Source organism: Marinicellulosiphila megalodicopiae, assembly GCF_045862395.1.
Classification (GTDB): domain Bacteria; phylum Pseudomonadota; class Gammaproteobacteria; order Pseudomonadales; family Natronospirillaceae; genus Marinicellulosiphila; species Marinicellulosiphila megalodicopiae.
Map to the genome: position 1 here is coordinate 2944642 of NZ_AP023087.1, position 22439 is coordinate 2967080.

General features: G+C 39.0%; 14 protein-coding genes, 3 rRNA genes and 1 pseudogene. 2 read left to right on the top strand and 16 right to left on the bottom strand.

Annotated elements, in window-relative coordinates; translation table 11 throughout:
• Window positions 1–2 precede the first annotated feature (2 nt).
• From TYM08_RS12695 to TYM08_RS12720, 6 genes are all read right to left on the bottom strand, one after another.
• A complete protein-coding gene (locus TYM08_RS12695) occupies window positions 3–581 on the bottom strand; it encodes a YqiA/YcfP family alpha/beta fold hydrolase (protein ID WP_422379520.1) in 579 nt (192 codons plus the stop codon).
• A 3-nt stretch (window positions 582–584) separates the two neighbouring features.
• Entirely contained in the window at window positions 585–1415 is an 831-nt protein-coding gene (truA, locus tag TYM08_RS12700) for a tRNA pseudouridine(38-40) synthase TruA (RefSeq protein ID WP_422379521.1), read from the bottom strand.
• Window positions 1416–1477: 62 nt separating this feature from the next.
• Entirely contained in the window at window positions 1478–4441 is a 2964-nt protein-coding gene (locus TYM08_RS12705; protein WP_422379522.1) for a FimV/HubP family polar landmark protein, read from the bottom strand.
• A gap of 794 nt (window positions 4442–5235) precedes the next feature.
• Window positions 5236–5350, bottom strand: a 5S ribosomal RNA gene (gene rrf / locus TYM08_RS12710).
• 333 nt (window positions 5351–5683) lie between these two features.
• Window positions 5684–8585, bottom strand: a 23S ribosomal RNA gene (locus TYM08_RS12715).
• Window positions 8586–8957: 372 nt separating this feature from the next.
• A 16S ribosomal RNA gene (locus TYM08_RS12720) occupies window positions 8958–10497 on the bottom strand.
• The 16S, 23S and 5S rRNA genes sit together here, the layout of an rRNA operon.
• A 521-nt stretch (window positions 10498–11018) precedes the next feature.
• On the opposite strand from TYM08_RS12720, the pseudogene TYM08_RS12725 reads away from it, so the two are divergent.
• Window positions 11019–11889, top strand: a pseudogene (locus TYM08_RS12725) (IS1595 family transposase); the annotation flags it as partial.
• Window positions 11890–12176: 287 nt separating this feature from the next.
• Here the strand turns inward: TYM08_RS12725 and TYM08_RS12730 are convergent.
• The 9 genes from TYM08_RS12730 to clpS all read right to left on the bottom strand — a co-directional run bounded on the left by TYM08_RS12730 (window position 12177) and on the right by clpS (window position 19863).
• Complete coding sequence (locus TYM08_RS12730) at window positions 12177–12557, bottom strand: ClpXP protease specificity-enhancing factor (RefSeq protein WP_422379523.1); 381 nt, start codon at window positions 12555–12557, stop codon at window positions 12177–12179.
• A gap of 2 nt (window positions 12558–12559) precedes the next feature.
• Window positions 12560–13189 (bottom strand): stringent starvation protein SspA, encoded by a 630-nt coding sequence (gene sspA / locus TYM08_RS12735; RefSeq protein ID WP_422379524.1) that lies wholly within the window; start codon window positions 13187–13189, stop codon window positions 12560–12562.
• Window positions 13190–13270: 81 nt separating this feature from the next.
• Window positions 13271–14029 carry a cytochrome c1 gene (locus TYM08_RS12740; RefSeq protein ID WP_422379525.1) on the bottom strand — a complete coding sequence of 253 codons (759 nt, stop codon included), beginning with the start codon at window positions 14027–14029 and terminating at the stop codon, window positions 13271–13273.
• Window positions 14029–15273 carry a cytochrome b gene (locus TYM08_RS12745; RefSeq protein ID WP_422379526.1) on the bottom strand — a complete coding sequence of 415 codons (1245 nt, stop codon included), beginning with the start codon at window positions 15271–15273 and terminating at the stop codon, window positions 14029–14031. Before TYM08_RS12745 ends, TYM08_RS12740 begins: the two co-directional genes overlap by 1 nt.
• On the bottom strand, window positions 15273–15857 hold the full coding sequence (petA, locus tag TYM08_RS12750) for a ubiquinol-cytochrome c reductase iron-sulfur subunit (RefSeq protein ID WP_422379527.1): 585 nt from the start codon (window positions 15855–15857) through the stop codon (window positions 15273–15275). The genes TYM08_RS12745 and petA overlap by 1 nt, the downstream gene beginning before the upstream one ends.
• A gap of 201 nt (window positions 15858–16058) precedes the next feature.
• A complete protein-coding gene (gene rpsI, locus TYM08_RS12755; protein WP_422379528.1) occupies window positions 16059–16451 on the bottom strand; it encodes a 30S ribosomal protein S9 in 393 nt (130 codons plus the stop codon).
• Window positions 16452–16465: 14 nt separating this feature from the next.
• Window positions 16466–16894 (bottom strand): 50S ribosomal protein L13, encoded by a 429-nt coding sequence (gene rplM / locus TYM08_RS12760; protein ID WP_422379529.1) that lies wholly within the window; start codon window positions 16892–16894, stop codon window positions 16466–16468.
• 171 nt (window positions 16895–17065) lie between these two features.
• Window positions 17066–19345, bottom strand: coding sequence for an ATP-dependent Clp protease ATP-binding subunit ClpA (clpA, locus tag TYM08_RS12765; RefSeq protein WP_422379530.1), 2280 nt, complete (start codon window positions 19343–19345; stop codon window positions 17066–17068).
• A 194-nt stretch (window positions 19346–19539) separates the two neighbouring features.
• A complete protein-coding gene (gene clpS / locus TYM08_RS12770) occupies window positions 19540–19863 on the bottom strand; it encodes an ATP-dependent Clp protease adapter ClpS (protein ID WP_422379531.1) in 324 nt (107 codons plus the stop codon).
• 163 nt (window positions 19864–20026) lie between these two features.
• Between clpS and TYM08_RS12775 the strand changes: the two genes are divergently transcribed.
• Window positions 20027–20281 (top strand): cold shock domain-containing protein, encoded by a 255-nt coding sequence (locus tag TYM08_RS12775; RefSeq protein WP_422379532.1) that lies wholly within the window; start codon window positions 20027–20029, stop codon window positions 20279–20281.
• A 61-nt stretch (window positions 20282–20342) separates the two neighbouring features.
• Here TYM08_RS12775 and metG read toward each other — a convergent pair whose 3' ends face one another.
• On the bottom strand, window positions 20343–22403 hold the full coding sequence (metG, locus tag TYM08_RS12780) for a methionine--tRNA ligase (protein WP_422379533.1): 2061 nt from the start codon (window positions 22401–22403) through the stop codon (window positions 20343–20345).
• Window positions 22404–22439: the final 36 nt, after the last annotated feature.

Sequence of the window (22439 nt, forward strand, 5' to 3'; positions counted from 1 at the left end):
ATTTAACCTAAAAATTCAAAAATATGGGGGAGCTTTTTCTCAAACCCATCAAAATTATGACAACCGCCTTCATCTATTTGTGCATACGAGTCTGAAAAATACGCTTGTGCAATTCTATAATCTAATAACTCATCTCCCGTTTGTGTCAACAACAAAAATCGTTTTGGATGAGTAAGTGTTTTTACTTTAAATGACCGAATCACATTAATATATGATACTAACCAATTTTCAGGTAAATTTGTGATAATTTCTTCTAAATAATCTTTATATCTTTCTATGTACTCATCAGGATGCAACGCTGGATTGATTACCACGCAATTTAAATCATATTTTTGTGCAAGATAAACTGCGTAAAACCCACCTAAAGAACTTCCAATGATAGTAATGTTTTCGCCTAATTCCATGCGTTCATCTATGTAATTTATACATAATTGAATAGCCAAATCTGGCTCTAGAGGCAACTGAGGTATCCATAACTTATATTCAGCATGATGAGCTTTAACATATTGTTGCAGCTCAATTGACTTAATCGAATCTGGGCTCGATTGAAATCCATGTAAATAAATAATCCTATTATCCAATTTTTATATATCTCCTAGAAAAAATGGCCCTGGTAGTGTCTTTGGTAAATCAAAATGTTCATCATAAATTGCATCTACAAAATATAACCCATCCGACAAAGCATTAATACCTGCAACTTTGCGATCTTTTTGTAAAATCACGCTTTCAATCCAATCCACAGGTTTCTCTTTAGCACCGATTGGAATTAGTAATCCTAAAATATTCCGAACCATATGATACAAAAATGAATTGGCCTGTATGTCCATCACGATTAATTCACCATGTTTCTTTACACTAATATTTGTTATTTTTTTAATTGGACTGTGCGCTTGGCAACCTGCTGCTCTTACAGAGGTGAAATCATGTTCGCCTAACAGTTTTTTTGCTGCCAGATTCATTAATTCAGCATCTAATTGCCTTCTCTCCCAACTGACACCATTTTTTAATATCCCCTGTCGAAATGGGCTTGAATATAATAGATATCGATACCTTCGTTGGCGCGCCGAAAAACGAGCATGAAATGATAATGGAACTTCTTTTGCCCATTTTACACTCACTGTTTTTTCCATTAATTTATTTGCACCCACAACCCATCCATACATTTTTCGTTTAGCATTAGTATCAAAATGCACAATTTGGCCAGTTGCATGTACGCCTGAATCAGTTCGACCAGCACATATAACTTTCACAGGATGATTTGCAATGATTGAAAGCGCTTGTTGAAGTTCTTGCTGGACAGTCGGAACACCTGAATTTTGAGTTTGCCACCCATTAAATTGGCTACCATCATACTCTATACATAATGCAATTCGAGTATCATATTCAGGCGCCTGTAATTCATAAAATTCGTTCATATTCACTTAATACAAAAAAAAACACCGAAGCAAGCTTCGGTGTTTTAGTTACTTATTTAAATTTATAACGACTCAATCATTTTCTTAGCTTCAATTTTTTGTTCGTCGTTACCTTCTTCGATGATCTCTTCTAACATTTCTTTAGCCGAGTCAACATCGCCCATTTCAATAAACGCTTTAGCTAAATTCAATTTTGTAGAGTTTTCATCATTATCACCCATGAAATCAATTTCACTTTCTATTTCATCTTCAATTTCAGCATCATGTTCCACATCTTCTGCGGTCATTGAAACGATTTCTTCATCTGTTTCATTTTCTTCGTTACTAGTTTCAGTGCTAAATTGCGCATCTAATTCGGCAATTTCTGAATCGAGCTCATCAAGTGATAAGTCGAAACTTTCATCGTCATCCGATGTTTCTAATGTTAACTCAGTATCGGACTCTAATTCAGAACTTATATTAAAAGAATCAAGGCTTATATCTTCTAATTCCGACTCAATAGAAATTTCACTTAAATCCTCATCTAAGTCAATTTCAAATTCTTCAGTTTTATCATCAGTTGTAGTAGCTAAAAACTCATCATCAAGTTCAATCTCAAATGCATCTTTATTGTCATCTTTGACTAGGTCAATTGAATCCTTGGTTTCTTCAAGATCTAAATCAGCAAGTGATTCTTTCAATGTAATTTCAAGCTCTAAATCATCATCGTTCTGCTCAATTTTTTCTTCAAGTTCTATATCAAAGGATTCTGCATCCAATTCTAAACTTTCATCTTCCGATTCAATTTTTATATCGATTGATTCAAAATCCAAATCATCTAAATCATCTAAATCATCTAAATCATCTAAATCAAGATCATCTAATTCATCTTTACCTGAATGTTCAAGTTCAATTTCTTCAGCTTCAAGTGAATCTTCAATATTAATGGAATCTAAATCAAGGGATTCAAGATCATCAATTAAACTTTCATTTACATTGCCTTTAGAAGGGTGGTATTGAGCGTTTAATGTTTCGATTTGATTTATTAAAGAACTAGGAGCATTAATAGATACACGAGCTTCTAAATCTGCAAATTTGTCATTTTGAGATGTTTGCCCATATAATTCTAAAAGCTTAATTGCCAAGTCATTTCTTGAATGATCTTCTTGGTATCCTACTTCTAATATTTCAATAGCTTGATCCAGATTACCATAATCAATTAATTTTTGAGCTTCTTCTAAAGCGTCGCTTTGATCAATTGTTGCAAACTCATCCGAACCTAAATCAATATCCGATAATAAATCGTCTTCAAAATCATCATTAACCGCTAATTCATCTAGATCATCTTGATCATCTAGATCATCCATTGAATCATAAATATCGTTTCCAATTTCTTCGTTTCGTTTTTTACGAGTGAATAGAGAAGCAATTAAAACCAATAGTAGTAACCCAGAGACCCCTGCAATTGCCATATTAATATACGAACCAGTTAACCATTGGATCGCTTTACTTATAATATTTGTTTCAGATTTGACTGTTTCATTTTGATCAACAGCATCTTGAATTAAATTTTCAGGGATTGTCGTATTACTTTCAATTTCATTATCTACAACATCATTTTCAGATTCTGAGATACCATCGTCTATGGCAAGGTGATTAATTAAATCATCAACTTCCGATAAATTAGCCTCTTCAAATTCTACTTGAACGCCTTCGTCGATTTGCTCAATATCTTCTGATACGTCAAGATCAAGAATGTCATTCTCATCAATACTATTATCAAAATCTTCAATCAACATATCAACAACAGTAGTATCAGCCGCATTTTGTTGTGATAATTGACGTTGTAACTCAGCCAATTCTTGAGATTTTAAATCAAGTATTTTTTGAAGCGTTTCGTTTTGTTCTTCTAATTCAGATATAAGTGTTTGTTTCTCTTGTTTTTCTCTTTGTTCTTTTTCAACAATATCCATTGCAATTGCTAAATCATTTTCTAATGAATCGATCACTGAATCTTGATTACCACTTGCACTTTTAGTATCTAAAATACTTTCATCTGATGTAACAAGCCTTAGTTGACCTGTATTTGTACGAGGTTTAGTGGATTCAGTGACTACATTTTTTTCAATTGATTCAATTTCTGGGTCAACCTCTATAATTTCAGGTTGAGTAAGTTGTTCAAGGTTACTTTGAGTATAATCAGTTTTTAACTGATTCTGAGAATAAACTTCTTGATTAGCTACACTTTCAGAACGGGCCAATGTTTCTTGAGCACTGGGTATATTTAGGACGGCACCGGCTTTTATAATATTAATATTATTATTAACAAAAGCACTAGGGTTTTTATCTTGAATAGACAACATCATTTGTTGTATAGATATATCATCTTGTTGTCGTGTTTTTAATGCAATTTCCCATAAGGTATCTGTCTTTTGTACCGTATATTGTTGATTTTTATTATCAATTGGGTTTTGTACTTGTGATGCATTATCGGTATTTATTTGAACTTTATTTTCAATTTGCTTATTAATTACAGGCGATATCGCTTGCTTCGTAAGAATTACTGGTACATCTATTTTTCGATTTTGTGTAATTGGCGCATCGAATAGAATCGTATAATCTTTGAATAAATGTCCATTTGGCCAAGTTAATTCTAAAAGAAGCATTAGAAATGGCTCTTTTACTAATTCTTTTGATGTTATATGAACGAACTTTGTACCGATTGAATCTGTTTCTAGGCTGACGTTAATTTTAGATAAAAATCGATGACGATCTAAACCCAATTTATCAAATGCTCTTTGACTAGCAATATTGACAAATATATCTTCTTTTGAAACTTCATTATTTTTATCAATTAACTCAACTTTAATATCTAATGGCTGGAAAATATGAACTGATTGCTGATTTGTTTCAGATGATAATGTCAGAGCTAATACTTGTTGACTCAATAGAGTACAAGACAACCCGATAGCCAAAGACAATTTTTTAATTTTATTATTAGCAACAGCCTTTGATGCCTTTTTAACTTTTGGTGTTAAAAAATTCATGTATTGTTTCCCATGCTCATGAAATCAACTTTAATAATATCCATCAAATATAGTTTATTTTCAATAAATAAATTCTTCGATAGTTAAACATTATAAGTATTAAATATTTATACAAATTAAGCAACCAATTAGCCTAATACATATTAAAAACATGATTCAATTCTACAAACATAAACATTAATTAAAAAAAAAGCCTCAAAAGAGGCTTTTACGCGATTTCAAACTGTCCTTTTGTTTGAAAACAAATTGCACTTCCCAACTTTTTCCAATCCGTTGAAAGATCCTATTGCAAACTACTTTAACTCAGTATGGCGCATTATTTACTTTTTGTTAGTTTTAATTTTGAAAAAGCCTTTTTCATTTTTGCAAAACACTCTTTTTTAGCTCTTTGTTTTATCAAAACAATTTAAATATAAATAATATATAAAACGCAAGACAATAAAAAACCCCACAAGGATAACCTGACGGGGCTCTTCATGTTCGGGCTTGGAGCCTGTCTTGCGACTAAACAAGTTAGGAAGGTTGCCTTCCGCGGTCTTGTTTACCAAGCTTCTAATTTATTCAGGGATGAATAATACGGTTAAACTAATAAAACACCAACTTTCATGCTTATATTTAATCATTTTACTTTCCTACAGGCAATAAAAAACCCCGTCAGGATAACCTGACGGGGCTCTTCATGTTCGGGCTTGGAGCCTGTCTTGCGACTAAACAAGCTAGGAAGGTTTCCTTCCGCTGTCTTGTTTACCAAGCTTCTAATTTATTCACGGATGATTAAATTAGACTTAATTGGCGTTTGACAATGACCTACTCTCACATGGGAACCCCCACACTACCATCGGCGATGCATCGTTTCACTTCTGAGTTCGGGATGGGGTCAGGTGGTACCAATGCTCTATGGTCGTCAAACAATTCTTTATGGTTTTCAGTTGTCTTATCTATTTTGACTCTTATCAAATACTTTCGTATTCAATCATCATCTCAATATGCAACCTTCATCCAAATTCGGAAAATAAGTTTAAGTTCTATGTCTGTACTTCAGGTAACTTACGTCGCTCATTATACAGTATTTATCTTTAGTTTATACACAAACTTCGTGCTTAAAATATCTTTCTTAGCTTCATTCACTTCATTGTATCTCTACAATTTAGCTCATATAACGCTAAGTCTGTATGCCCTCCACGGATGGAGGAAATACTCAAAATCGTATGGAACGATTTTAGTAAACAGCTTAGGCGTTATATGGTCAAGCCTCACGGGCAATTAGTACAAGTTAGCTCAATGCCTCACAGCACTTACACACCTTGCCTATCAACCTGGTAGTCTTCCAGGGCCCTTTAGGGAATTAAATTCCAGTGAGATCTCATCTTGAAGGAGGCTTCCCGCTTAGATGCTTTCAGCGGTTATCCCGTCCGAACTTAGCTACCCGGCAATGCCACTGGCGTGACAACCGGAACACCAGAGGTTCGTTCACTCCGGTCCTCTCGTACTAGGAGCAACTCTTCTCAAATCTCAAACGTCCACGGCAGATAGGGACCGAACTGTCTCACGACGTTCTAAACCCAGCTCGCGTACCACTTTAAATGGCGAACAGCCATACCCTTGGGACCGGCTTCAGCCCCAGGATGTGATGAGCCGACATCGAGGTGCCAAACACCGCCGTCGATGTGAACTCTTGGGCGGTATCAGCCTGTTATCCCCGGAGTACCTTTTATCCGTTGAGCGATGGCCCTTCCATTCAGAACCACCGGATCACTATGACCTACTTTCGTATCTGCTCGACTTGTCTGTCTCGCAGTTAAGCTGGCTTATGCCATTGCACTAACCTCCTGATTTCCGACCAGGATTAGCCAACCTTCGTGCTCCTCCGTTACTCTTTGGGAGGAGACCGCCCCAGTCAAACTACCCACCACACAATGTCCTCGATCCCGATTAGGGACCTGAGTTAGAACCTCAAATGTATCAGGGTGGTATTTCAAGGTTGGCTCCACAACAACTAGCGTCGCTGCTTCAAAGCCTCCCACCTATCCTACACAAATACATTCAAAGTCCACTGCGAAGCTATAGTAAAGGTTCACGGGGTCTTTCCGTCTAGCCGCGGATACACTGCATCTTAACAGCGATTTCAATTTCACTGAGTCTCGGGTGGAGACAGTTTGGCCATCGTTACGCCATTCGTGCAGGTCGGAACTTACCCGACAAGGAATTTCGCTACCTTAGGACCGTTATAGTTACGGCCGCCGTTTACCGGGGCTTCGATCAAGAGCTTCGTCCGAAGACTAACCCCATCAATTAACCTTCCGGCACCGGGCAGGCGTCACACCGTATACGTCCACTTTCGTGTTTGCACAGTGCTGTGTTTTTAATAAACAGTCGCAGCCAACTGGTATCTTCGACTGTCGCTAGCTTAGGGAGCAAGTCCCATCACCGGCAACAGCGTACCTTCTCCCGAAGTTACGGTACCATTTTGCCTAGTTCCTTCACCCGAGTTCTCTCAAGCGCCTTAGTATTCTCTACCTGACCACCTGTGTCGGTTTGGGGTACGATTCGTTATAGCCTGAAGCTTAGAAGATTTTCCTGGAAGCATGGTATCAGTGACTTCGGAGTCCGTAGACTCACCGTATTCGGCTCTCAGTATTCTCACTAAAGAGAGGGGACCGGATTTGCCTAATCCCCTTACCTACTACCTTAAACCAGGACAACCATCGCCTGGATCACTTAACCTTCTCCGTCTCTCCATCGCAGCTATAACAAGTACGGGAATATTAACCCGTTTCCCATCGATTACGCTTCTCAGCCTCACCTTAGGGGTCGACTCACCCTGCCCTGATTAACATGGGACAGGAAACCTTGGTCTTCCGGCGAGGGAGTTTTTCACTCCCTTTATCGTTACTCATGTCAGCATTCGCACTTCTGATACCTCCAGCAAACCTCTCGATTCACCTTCAACAGCTTACAGAACGCTCCTCTACCATTCTTATAAATAAGAATCCGTAGCTTCGGTACTATGTTTGAGCCCCGTTATATCTTCCGCGCAGGCCGACTCGACTAGTGAGCTATTACGCTTTCTTTAAAGGGTGGCTGCTTCTAAGCCAACCTCCTAGCTGTCTAAGCCTTCCCACATCGTTTCCCACTTAACATAGATTTTGGGACCTTAGCTGACGGTCTGGGTTGTTTCCCTTTCCACGACGGACGTTAGCACCCGCCGTGTGTCTCCCGGATAGTACTCACAGGTATTCGGAGTTTGCATGGGGTTGGTAAGTCGGGATGACCCCCTAGCCCAAACAGTGCTCTACCCCCTGTGGTATAAGTCCGAGGCGCTACCTAAATAGCTTTCGAGGAGAACCAGCTATCTCCGAGTTTGATTAGCCTTTCACTCCTATCCACACGTCATCCCCTAACTTTTCAACGGTAGTGGGTTCGGTCCTCCAGTTGATGTTACTCAACCTTCAACCTGCACATGGATAGATCACTCGGTTTCGGGTCTACACCCAGCAACTCAACGCCCTATTAAGACTCGATTTCTCTTCGGCTCCCCTATTCGGTTAACCTTGCTACTGAATGTAAGTCGCTGACCCATTATACAAAAGGTACGCAGTCACCTAACAAGTAGGCTCCCACTGCTTGTACGTACACGGTTTCAGGATCTATTTCACTCCCCTCACAGGGGTTCTTTTCGCCTTTCCCTCACGGTACTGGTTCACTATCGGTCAATTAGGAGTATTTAGCCTTGGAGGATGGTCCCCCCATATTCAGTCAAGGTTTCTCGTGCCCCGACCTACTCGTGTATCATGTATATAGTTCTTTCGTATACGGGGCTATCACCCACTATGGCGGCACTTTCCAGAGCCTTCTACTAAAACTATATATACTTTTGGGCTAGTCCCCTTTCGCTCGCCGCTACTTAGGGAATCTCGGTTGATTTCTTTTCCTCCGGGTACTTAGATGTTTCAGTTCTCCGGGTTAGCTTCTTTACCCTATGTATTCAGGTAAAGATAACCGCCTTATGACGGTTGGGTTTCCCCATTCAGGAATCTCGGGATTATAGGATGTTATCGCCTCCCCCGAGCTTTTCGCAGATTTCCACGCCTTTCATCGCCTCTAATTGCCTAGGCATCCACCGTGTACGCTTATTCACTTGACCATATAACCCTAAACAGTCTGCATTGACTCAATCTTACGATTGGATCAACAAGACTTAGGTTATATGCACAAAGCCAATAATGTTCTTGGTGATACTCAAGGTTTTGAGCTTTCGCTCAATCTCTCTTTTTCATTTATTACATTTTATAACGATATTTTTTCGCACAACGCTTGTATATAAACTCAGTTTTTAAATAATTGTTTCATGTAAGTGTCATAAATGGCGCTTACAGTCTTTCAATACATAAAACTTATTTTCATTTTCCAAATTTTTAAAGAACATGATTTTTTATACAGCCTGACTAAATTAGCCAAGCTATGTCAAAAAATCTAAAAAACAATTTGTGTGAACACTGATCAAAGTCTTATCGTTTAAGGAGGTGATCCAGCCCCAGGTTCCCCTAGGGCTACCTTGTTACGACTTCACCCCAGTCATGAATCACAAAGTGGTGACCGTCCCCCCGAAGGTTAGACTAGCCACTTCTTTTGCAACCCACTCCCATGGTGTGACGGGCGGTGTGTACAAGGCCCGGGAACGTATTCACCGTGGCATTCTGATCCACGATTACTAGCGATTCCGACTTCACGCAGTCGAGTTGCAGACTGCGATCCGGACTACGAAACACTTTGAGGATTGGCGCCCCCTCGCGGGTTAGCAACCTTCTGTATGCTCCATTGTAGCACGTGTGTAGCCCTACTCGTAAGGGCCATGATGACTTGACGTCGTCCCCGCCTTCCTCCGGTTTGTCACCGGCAGTCTCCTTATAGTCCCCGACATGACTCGCTGGCAAATAAGGATAAGGGTTGCGCTCGTTACGGGACTTAACCCAACATTTCACAACACGAGCTGACGACAGCCATGCAGCACCTGTCTCAGAGTTCCCGAAGGCACTAAAGCATCTCTGCTAAATTCTCTGGATGTCAAGAGTAGGTAAGGTTCTTCGCGTTGCGTCGAATTAAACCACATGCTCCACCGCTTGTGCGGGCCCCCGTCAATTCATTTGAGTTTTAATCTTGCGACCGTACTCCCCAGGCGGTCTACTTATTGCGTTAGCTGCGCCACTAAGAAGACAAGCTTCCCAACGGCTAGTAGACATCGTTTACGGCGTGGACTACCGGGGTATCTAATCCCGTTTGCTCCCCACGCTTTCGCACCTCAGCGTCAGTATTTGTCCAGGGTGTCGCCTTCGCCACTGATGTTCCTTCAGATCTCTACGCATTTCACCGCTACACCTGAAATTCCACACCCCTCTACAATACTCTAGTATGCCAGTTTTGGATGCAGTTCCAAGGTTGAGCCCTGGGCTTTCACATCCAACTTAACATACCGCCTACGCGCGCTTTACGCCCAGTAATTCCGATTAACGCTCGGACCCTCCGTATTACCGCGGCTGCTGGCACGGAGTTAGCCGGTCCTTCTTCTTTGGTTAACGTCACGGCTGATTGCTATTAACAACCAACTTTTCCTCACCAATGAAAGTGCTTTACAACCCTAAGGCCTTCTTCACACACGCGGCATGGCTGCATCAGGCTTGCGCCCATTGTGCAATATTCCCCACTGCTGCCTCCCGTAGGAGTCTGGACCGTGTCTCAGTTCCAGTGTGGCTGATCATCCTCTCAAACCAGCTACGGATCGTCGCCTTGGTGAGCCATTACCTCACCAACTAGCTAATCCGACGCAGGCCCATCTAATAGTGTATGGCCCGAAGGTCCCATACTTTGGTCCGTAGACATTATGCGGTATTAATCCAAATTTCTCTGGGCTATCCCCCTCTATTAGGTAGGTTCCTACGCGTTACTCACCCGTCCGCCGCTCGACGCCTTCTAGCAAGCTAGAATCGTTTCCGCTCGACTTGCATGTGTTAAGCCTGCCGCCAGCGTTCAATCTGAGCCATGATCAAACTCTTCAGTTTATATCTAGATACTCATTATTATTAAAACTACTGTAAATAAAATTCACTATGTAAGCTCTAATTGAGTCAAATTTTTTGTGCCGATCTCACGATCTACCGAGGTAAATCATGGACCGGCTATTCGACTTCAACCAGTGCCCACACAAATTGTTTTTTTGTTTGTTAAAGAACGTTTGCTTAAGTAGCCGTTTGGCTTCGTTAAGCGAGGCGCGCATTATATAGAGTTGCGAACCTTTGTCAATCTTTTTTAAAATTTAATTTTGAATTAGATTTTAAAAATTACTAACTGAATCAAGTACTTAGCACGCTTTGGCCTCGCTTTGATCCCCCTCTGTCTCAGCAGGGAGGCGAATAATACGCGTTTTAGATTTGAGTGCAACCTTTTATTTGATTTTTCTAATTAACTTCAATAAAATGATCAGCAACAAACAACCAAAAAGAGCTACTAATTAGCCCTAACTCTAAGCCACGCCAAGCAACACAAACAAACAGTAAAGACCTAATAACCAAAGTAGTGACAAATGTCGATCAATCAAATTCAATTTCAAAAAAACCTAAGTATTCTAGATTACATCTAAAATTATGTAACGAATAAGCAATACTTTAAGTGTTTTGTTTAATTTGCGCTAACCCAATAGTTTTATATGTCCAGGTTGTGGCTGCACGAAACCTTACCAGCTTACGAATCAAAAGTTTTCTCAGTACAATCAATGCCGTGAACAAACCTCAATCACGTCAGGTACGATATTTTGTGACGCAAAACTCTCATTAAAAATATGGTTTATGGGTATCTATTTTATGACGCAGAATAAAAAAGGTATTAGCGCGCTGGAGTTAAAACGCAAACTGGGTATATTTTACAAAGCAGCGTGGCGCATGATACCTAAACTTATGTAAGTCATGATGGAGCGAGAATCAAGCAAAAAACTAACAGGTAGAATTAGAATAGATGATACTTATTTAAGTGGTGAACGTACGGATGGAAAGCGAGGAAGAGGCTATGAAAATAAAATACCTTTTGTCGCAGCCGCACAAACCGATCAAGCAGGTCAATCACAAAAATTAAAGTTACAACTTGTAGATGGGTTTAAGAAGAAAAGTATTAAAGAGTGGACTGAAAAATCAATTGACCCTAATTCTCTAGTGGTTTCTGATGGTTTAGCCTGTTTTTCAGAAGCGACAAAAGCTCCCTGTGTACACGAAAAACATGTTTGTGGAGGTGATAGAGCATCAGTTGAAAAAGAAGAATTTTACCGAGTAAATACGACACTAGGAAACTTAAAAAACGCATTAAGAAGTACACTTCATTGAATTAAGCCAAAACATGCCCAGAGATATTTAGCAGAATTTCAATACAAATATAATCGTCATTATGATTTAGGTTTAATGATATAAAGATTGTTTTTTGTTTCACTCAAGACTACACCAATACAAGAATGAATCTTGCGACTGGATTAAAGTAACTGACTTAGGCTTGAGGCTAATTAGGAAAGTTTTTCTATGATTTTTTTAACAACAAAGGACGATACAAAGCGAGGAATAAAGCATCGAGTAATGACCACCGCAACTGATGATGATTATCGCGAAAAAGTGTTGATGTCAGTATAATTAGAACCAAGAGGTGAACCCAACACAAAGCTAGGTAGTTTTTAAGTAAGTCGCCATCCATGGCGATTTAATTATTTAACTAATTTTAGACCAGGGCGCCCCTTTGGTTTTGCTGGCTCAGGAGGCTCAGGGGCTTCTTCTGATTTAAAAAATATACCCTGCCCATTTTCTTGAGCTATAACCGCAAGTATCGCACCGCACGGAACATAAACTTGCATTGGCATTCCATTAAACTTTGCAGAAAAACTTAACAACTGATTATCCAGCACAAAGTCTCGAACAGCATTTACCGAAATATTCAACGTCAATTGACCATCACGATCGAACCCTTCAGGAACTGAAACACCTTTTACAAAAGTATCAACAACAACATGAGGAGTACAGCCATTATCAACAATCCACTCGATTGTGGCCCGCATCAAATACGGCTTATTACTGGTCATTTCAGACATTATTAGTCTCGCATCTCTCTTTCAACTTCAGACAAACTTAATTGAAAGGACTCTCTTGCAAATAAGCGCTTCATATAATCAGTCAGTGGCTTTGAAACCTTTTCTGGCAATTCAATACCAAGGGATTCAAGTCGCCACAATATCGGACCTAACACACAATCTACCAAGGTAAACTCCTCGCTCATAAAGTACGGCTTTTCACCAAATACAGGAGCTATAGCTACCAAACTTTCACGCAACTCTTTTCGAGCCCTATTCACAGACTCTTTAGACTTTGCCATGACTATTGCATCAACCTTTGAGCACCAATCTTTTTGAATTCTATATACAAACAAACGACTCTCTGCACGCGCAACCGGATAAACTGGCAATAAAGGTGGATGCGGAAAACGCTCATCCAAATACTCCATCATCACATTCGGCTCATACAGAACCAACTCTCTATCAACCAAAGTTGGCAATGTATTATATGGATTAATATCCGACACTTCTTGAGGCATACTTTCAGGATCTACATCTTTTACATCTACAGTAACACCCTTTTCAGCAAGAACGATACGGACTCGATGACTATAATGACTTGCTGGATCGGAAAAAAAAGTCATTGAAGAACGCTTGGTGATCACACCCATTTGGGGCTCCTAAATACAATAATTAAAAAAACAAAAAGCGCAGACTATGCCGCGCTTTTGCGAGTATACCTTGTTTTTTATTTAATGAACATCTTTCCAAAGCTCACGATAATAAGCTACCGAAAATAACAACAATATAAATAAGTAAAACAATACCCACTTTCCTATTGCATGACTTTTCAACTTCCAAGGCTCCCCTGTGTACGCAATAAAGTTAGTTAAATCCAAAACAAACTCATCAAATTCCTCAGGACTTAAACTCCCTTTAGAAACATACTCCTCACACCCCCCCTCATGAGTTTGATACTCAGACAAAGAATCGTATCGCACATGACTATCCCCAACAGGAGGGTGCCCACATAAACCTTGCAATTCATATAAAACATGAGGCATCCCCACATCTGGAAATACAGTATTATTTACCCCCCACGGCCGTGAGTCATCTTGATAAAACCCTTTTAAGTAAGTATAAACCCAATCAGGTGTACCTTTTATACGATTAATCATTGTTAAATCTGGTGGCGTAGCACCAAACCACTTCTTCGCATCAGAATCAACAATTGCATTCTCCATCAACGATCCAAACTTTGACTCATCAAAAATCAAAAACTCACCCATATCTTCTTCAGATATACCTAAATCTTTAGCTATTCGATTATATCGAACCGAATCTAATGAATGACATCCATAACAATAATTCATGTAATTTCTTGCACCACGCTGAAGTGACTCTTTATCAGACAAATCTATATCAGCATGATCCAATGAAAGCTCGCCTCCCGACGAGAAACCAAATGTTGCAACAGACAACAATAAAATAGATGTAATTATTTTTTTCATTATTTAGTCACCCTATCTGGAACTGGTTTACATTTTTCATATTTTGTATACCAAGGCATAGCCAAGAAGAACAAGAAGTATATTACAGTACAACCTTGCGCCAAATATGTAGCACCCTTAGTAGCTGGCATAGTACCAAGCTTCATCAATGTCACAAACGCAATAGCAAATAATATAATCGCCACTTTACTGATCCAACCTTTATATCTCCAAGAGCGCACAGGACTTCTATCCAGCCAAGGAAGCACAAACAGAATCGCAATCGCCGCACCCATAAAGATAACACCAGCCAACTTAGAACCAATTGGACCTATATCAAATGTAATTGCCCTTAATATCGAATAGAAGGTACCAAAATACCAAGTTGGCGCAATATGCTCAGGCGTTTTTAGAGGATTCGCAGGTTCAAAGTTCGCGTGTTCGAGAAAATACCCACCACCCTCAGGAAAGAAAAATACACAACCCAAAAAGATTATTAAAAATACAATTAAACCAACCATATCCTTACCAAGGGTATAATATGGATGAAACGGAATTCCATCAACAGGAACACCATCTTTATCAAGTGTCTTTTTGATATCAATACCATCTGGATTATTCGAACCAACTTCATGCAAAGCTAAAATATGCAAAAAGACCAAAAGACACAACACCAATGGCAGCGCAATAACATGCAATGAAAAGAATCTAGTTTGCGTTGCACCTGAAGGTATATAGTCACCTTGAACCCATACAACTAAATCATCACCAATTAATGGCAAAGCGCCCACCAACGAAACAATAACTTTAGCCCCCCAGAAAGACATTTGCCCCCATGGGATAACATACCCCATAAAACCTTCGGCCATCAAGATAAGATAAATCGCCATACCAAACACCCAAATCAACTCCCTAGGTTTTTGATACGACCCATACATCACCCCTCGGAACATGTGCATATATATAACAATAAAAAACATCGACGCACCAACCGCATGCAAAGCTTGAATCAACCACCCCATTGGGACTTCTCGTCTAATATACTCTAAAGACTCCGGACCACCAGCAGGCGTTGGATCAAAAAACATAGTCAACCAAACACCAGTCAAAATCTGATTTACCAAAACAACCATCGCCAAAATGCCAAATATATACCAAAAATTAAAGTTTTTTGGAGCATAATATTTGCTCATATGCTTTTCATATGCACTTGTTACAGGCAAACGCGCGTCCACCCATTGCATAATTGAGTTTTTCTCAGACATTACACTTCCTCCGCACCAATAATCAATTTATTACCTTCGATAACATAAGGAGGAACCAATAAGTTATCACCTGCTGGCGAACCTATAAATACACGACCAGACAAATCAAACTTTGAACCATGACATGGGCAGAAAAACCCTCCGTACCCTTTTAATTCCTCAGTTGGTTCAGCCCTTAACTTAGGCGCACAACCCAGATGAGTACAAACCCCTACCAAAACAAGCAACTCAGGAACACGCGAACGATGATAATTCATTGCAAATTCAGGCTGCTGATTAACATTAGTTAATTCTGGATCTTTAAGAAACTCCTTGGCTTCTTCTTTTGAAAGCTCAAAAATCATTTCTTTCGTGCGCTTAACCACATACACAGGACTTCCGCGCCAAGAATCGACAACTAATCTTCCAGCCTCGATTTTACCTATATCTATTTTTGTTGGCCCACCAAGCGCTTTAGCTCTTTCACTTGGACTCCAAGCCTTAACAAACGGCACTGCCGCACCCACCACACCAACACCACCAACACCAGCCATTGAAGCCAATAAAAAGCGACGGCGACCAAGATTTTTATCGTCTTGATTCATTATTGTTTTCCTCTAAGTTTAAAATTAGATTGGGCAAACTCAGTGCCTCTAAAAATTGAGCGCATACTAATGAAAATAACATACAGTTACAAGCAAACACAGTAACTATTAAGTAATAGTAAGGCAAAAAAAAACGCCCATGCAAAGCAAGGACGTTTTTTAATACACGCCCATCCAAAATAGAATAGACGATGAAAAGGATTAACGCTTTGAAAATTGTCTTTTCTTACGAGCTTTTCGTAGACCAACTTTCTTACGTTCAACCATTCTTGAATCTCGCGTTACAAAACCAGCTTGACGCAATGCAGGACGTAAAGTTTCATCATATTCGATCAAAGCACGTGTAATACCATGACGAATTGCACCAGCCTGTCCATTTGATCCACCACCACTAACAGTGATAGTCATATCAAACTTTTCAAGCATACCAACTAATTCAAGCGGTTGACGCACGATCATTCTTGATGTTTCACGACCAAAGTATTGATCAATTGATTTGGCATTGATTGAAATTTCACCAGAACCGTTTCTTAGGAAAACGCGTGCTGCCGAAGTTTTACGACGACCAGTACCATAATATTGAGTTGTAGACATAATATCGATTCCTATTAAAATTTAAGTTCTTGAGGCTGCTGAGCAGTATGCGGATGCGAATTACCTGCATACACTTTCAACTTCGATAACATATCACGACCCAATGGAGTGCGAGGTAACATACCTTTTACAGCAAGTTCAATAACACTTTCAGGTTTATGGGCAATCAATTTTTCAAACGTCATAGTTTTTAAGCCACTTACGTAACCAGAATAACGATGATATTCTTTATTTTTTGCTTTATTACCAGTCACTGCAACTTTTTCACAGTTAATTACAACAATGTAATCACCCGTATCAACGTGCGGTGTATATTCTGCTTTATGCTTACCACGTAAGCGTGTTGCGATTTCCGTAGAAAGACGACCTAAAGTTTGACCTTCAGCATCAACTACAAACCATTCGCGTTTTACTTCTGCCGATTTGGCACTAAATGTTTTCATATTGGTTTTAACTCCACCTTAAATTGGGGCTCAAGGGGTTAGTTATTAAAAAATGAGCGCGGATTATATAGATTGATTTTTTTAAATGCAATGATTTAAGCCCATAAATATCTTTTTTCTAATATAAAAAAAGGGTCCATGTGGACCCTATTACTTAGAATGCAATTTTATTCATTCAACTTCTGCAGAAACCGCACTTTTTTCTGTCTGAATAATAATCTCATCATCCTTAACATCAATCGTTACTTCACCACCATTAATTAGATCACCAAACAAAATTTGATCCGCCAAAGGTCTTTTAATCTTTTCTTGAATCAGTCTTGCCATTGGCCTAGCACCCATAGCCACATCATAACCATGCTCAGCCAGCCATATACATGCTTCAGCCGTGACATTTATATGAACTTTTTTATCATCCAACTGAGCCTGCAACTCAACAATAAATTTATCCACCACATTTTGAATCACATCAATTGGCAACGCATTAAATTGAATAATAGAATCCAATCTATTTCTAAACTCCGGGGTGAACATCTTTCTAATTACTTCCATTGCATCTGTTCGATGATCTTGAGAACTAAATCCAATACTGCGCCTTGAGCTTTCTTGAGCACCTGCATTACTTGTCATAATTAAAATAACATTTTTAAAGATCGCCTTACGACCATTATTATCTGTAAGCGTCCCATGATCCATAACTTGCAATAATAAGTTAAAAACCTCAGGATGTGCTTTTTCAATTTCATCAAGTAATACAATGCAATGTGGGTTTTTATTCACAGCCTCGGTCAACAGACCACCCTGATCAAAACCAACATAACCAGGTGGCGCACCAATTAATCTAGAAACAGTATGGCGCTCCATATATTCGGACATATCAAACCTAATTAACTCCACCCCCAAACTTTCTGCCAACTGCTTCGAAACCTCCGTTTTACCAACACCTGTAGGCCCTGCAAACAGGAACGAACCAATAGGCTTATCTTCAGATTTCAAACCAGCTCTAGCCAATTTAATAGCACTAGAAAGTGTTTCAATTGCATCATCCTGACCAAATACAGTCATTTTTAGATTTCTTTCGAGATTCAAAAGCACATCTTTATCAGTACGCGATATATTTTTTGGTGGAATTCGAGCAATTGTTGCTACAATTTTCTCAATATCAGCAACACCGATTAGTTTTTTACGTTTTTTCTCAGGCAACAACCTTTGCGAAGCACCTGCTTCATCAATCACATCAATCGCTTTATCAGGCATATTTCGATCTGTAATATACCTTGACGACAATTCTGATGCAGCCTTCAAAGCTTTATCTGAATATTTTAATTCATGGTGATCTTCAAATTGCGACTTTAGCCCTTTTAGAATTTGATAAGTGTCATCAATCGAAGGCTCACTTACATCAATTTTCTGGAATCGACGGGTTAAAGCGCCATCTTTTTCAAAAATACCTCTAAACTCAGTAAAAGTAGTAGACCCCATACATCTAATCTCACCACTACTCAATAATGGTTTTAATAAATTTGAGGCATCCATAACACCACCAGAGGCAGCACCAGCCCCAATAATAGTATGAATTTCATCAATAAATAAAATAGAATGAGGTTGTTTTTTCAATTCTGACAACAAAGATTTAAAACGTTTTTCAAAATCACCTCGGTATTTAGTTCCTGCTAATAGCGCTCCTAAATCTAACGAGTAAACCACCGCATCTTTAATGCAATCTGGCACATCATTTTCTATAATTTTCTTTGCCAACCCTTCTGCTATGGCAGTTTTACCCACCCCACTTTCACCCACTAATAAAGGGTTATTTTTACGACGTCTTGATAGGATTTGTACTACACGCTCAACTTCTTTTTCCCGACCAATTAACGGATCAATTTTACCAAGCTTAGCTGATTCATTTAAATTTGTTGCATACCCATCAAGTGCAGATTGATTACCAACCTCAAGAGACTCCTCATCCATGATTTGTTCTTGATTTTCATTATCATTAATTTGATGGTCACTTTGAATTTTCGAAATACCGTGGGCAATAAAATTCACAACATCGATACGATTAATACTTTGCTGTTTCAAATAATAAACAGCCTGAGATTCTTGCTCACTAAATATAGCGACTAGCACATTCGCCCCACTCACTTCTTTTTTACCAGAAGACTGCACATGAAAAACAGCCCTTTGCAGCACACGCTGAAAACCAAGTGTCGGCTGAGTGTCACGATCCTCATCTTTGCTTGGTAAAATTGGAGTAGTAGAATCAACAAACTCAGTTAACTCTTGTTTTAAAATGGGGACGTCTGCTGCGCAAGCAGTTAACACTCTAAGCGCGGTTTCATTATTTAAAAGTGCCAACAAAAGATGCTCAACAGTCATAAATTCATGCCGCTTACTACGCGCATCATTAAACGCAATATTTAATGTTTCTTCTAAATCTTTACTTAACATAAGCATCTCCTACGAGCTGAATAATAACCATACTCTAATATAATTTTATGAACTGCAGCTAAATAACCACTACTACCTATTTGAGGCTACTTTGAGTTAAACCAAGACCAAATACCAAAAGTATTTGACCCGTTATTAAAAATTTACGATTTAGGACCACAATAATCCTTAAAAAATCATTTATAAACTTAAGATTAGTCCAAACTTTCAACTTCGCATAGCAAAGGATGATTATTTTCTTTTGAAAATTCATTTACAATCATCGCCTTAGTCTCAGCGATATCTTTTGTAAACACTCCGCACACTCCCTTACCTTTTTGATGCACACTCAGCATTATCACAGTTGCACTTTCTGGGTTGTGTCCAAAAAACCTGACTAATACATCCACAACAAACTCCATAGGCGTAAAATCATCATTTAAAATTACAACCTGATATTTGGCTGGTGGCTTTAATTTTGGTTTTGCATTTTCAACAGCAAGATCACCAATGTGATCTTCTTCATATTCATCACTCATCTTTATATCTCAGTTAGTATATTTTGCGAATTGTATCGAAAAAATTCAAAAAAATCGCTATTTTGCTCTTGACGTAAATCAAATATGAGCACATATTGACCAACAAGTTCATTTTGATCTTAAATTACACCCTCAAATTCAACGACGCACAGGAGTATAGATTATGCCGTCAGGGAAAGTTAAATGGTTCAATAACGCCAAAGGTTATGGCTTTATAGTTGCAAACGAAACTGAAGAAGATTTATTTGCACATTTCTCTTCAATTCAGATGGAAGGCTATAAAACATTAAAAGCCGGCCAACCTGTAACATTTGATACCATAAAAGCTGACAAAGGCACTCACGCTATTAACATTCAATTAGAAGATAGCCCAATTGCCGAACCAGTGACAGACAGCGGAACTCTAGAAGAAGCTTAAGTTAGTACCAAAACAAAAAAAGCCTCAAATGAGGCTTTTTTTATGTTTTGAAATTAGATAATTAACTGATTTTAGTACCAGGCTTAGCGTCTTCGTTAGATTCTAAAATCCAAAGATCTTTTTTCTCACCTGCCGCTAATACCATGCCTTCTGACATACCAAACTTCATTTTTCTTGGTGCTAAGTTATAAACAAACACTAAGTTTTTACCTACTAATTCTTCAGGTTGGTAATGACTTTTGATCCCCGAAAATACGTTCTTCGTTTTTTCTTCGCCCACATCAAGGGTTAACTGCAATAATTTATCAGCGCCTTCAACGTGGTTAGCCTCAATTACTTTCGCAACGCGTAAATCAATTTTAGCAAAATCATCAAATTCAATAACCGCTGGTGGACCCATGTCTTTTTTCTTTGATTTTTTAGAGGCTTTGTCTTTGTTACTCTCTTTTTCAGGCTTTTTACCTAATTCAGCAGCTACATCTTCTTTTGACGCTTCAACCAATTTCGCAACGGTTTTGCCGTCAATACGATTAATCATCGGTTTGAATTCGTTGATTTTATGAGATAACAACGGTGTTGCCACAGTGTCCCAGTTTAAGTTTTCAACGTTTAAAAACTCAATACTGTCTTGAGCCGTTTCAGGTAAAACAGGACTTAAATAGGTAATTAACACTTTGAACATGTTTAATGCTTGTGTGCACACGGCTTGTACTTTTTCTTCGCTACCTTCAGTTTTCACTAATTGCCAAGGTGCATTTTCATGAATGTAAGCATTGGCGATATCAGCAAGTGCCATAATTTCACGCATTGCTTGGCTAAATTCACGACGCTCATACAAATCTGCAATCTCGTCGCCTTTCGCAACAAAATTGTCGTACATTTCTTGATCATCAAGTTGCGCAGATAATACACCTGCGCCATTTTGAATGAACTTAGCTGTACGGCTTGCGATGTTAACAAACTTATTAACTAAGTCACTGTTTACACGTTGAACAAAATCATCAAGGTTTAAATCTAAATCGCCTACTGTGCTGTTTAATTTAGCGGCATAGTAATAACGTAAAGCTTGCGCTGGTAAGTGTTTTAAATAGGTTTCAGCTTTAATGAACGTCCCACGAGACTTGCTCATTTTTTCGCCATTTACGGTGACATAACCATGCGCCCAAACACCGGTTGGTTTTCTAAAACCCGCACATTCCAACATTGCTGGCCAAAATAACGCATGGAAGTTAATGATGTCTTTACCGATATTATGATAAAGCTCAGTGTCACTGCCTTCTTTCCAGAATGTATCAAATTCTAAACCTTCGGTTCTATCACAAAGGTTTTTGAAGCTAGACATGTAACCGATCGGTGCATCTAGCCAAACGTAGAAATATTTACCCGGCTCACCAGGAATCTCAAAACCAAAATATGGCGCATCACGGCTGATGTCCCATTCTTGTAATCCACTGTCTAACCATTCTGCTAATTTATTAGCAACTGAATCTTGTAACGCGCCTGAGCGTGTCCACGTTTTTAGCATGCCTGTGAAATCAGGTAATTTGAAGAAGAAATGTTCCGATTCTTTTTCAATGGGCGTCGCGCCAGAAATGGCAGATTTAGGATTGATTAAATCAGCAGGGGCATAAGTAGCGGAACATACTTCGCAGTTATCGCCATATTGATCTTCCGCTTTACATTTAGGGCAGGTGCCTTTAATAAAACGATCCGCTAAGAATAAGTTCTTTTCAGGGTCAAAGGCTTGTTTGATGCTACGAGAAGCAATGTGGCCTTTTTCTTTACACTGGTTATAAATGTAATGAGACAGGGTTTTGTTTTCTTCAGAGTGGGTCGAATAGTAGTTGTCATATTCTACTTGAAAATCACGAAAATCTTTTTGGTGCTCTTCGCTGATGCCAGCAATAAGCTCTTCAGGTGTTTTGTTCTCTTTTTCAGCGCGAAGCATAACGGCTGTTCCGTGAGTATCATCGGCACAAACAGCAATACATTGGTGTCCACGGCTTTTTTGGAATCGAACCCAAACGTCGGTTTGAATATGCTCTAGCATGTGGCCTAAATGGATAGGGCCGTTAGCATAAGGCAATGCACTGGTAATAAGGATGCTTCTAGTATTTGACATAATGGGTTCCGAACAAGTCACGATATTAAAAAGAGA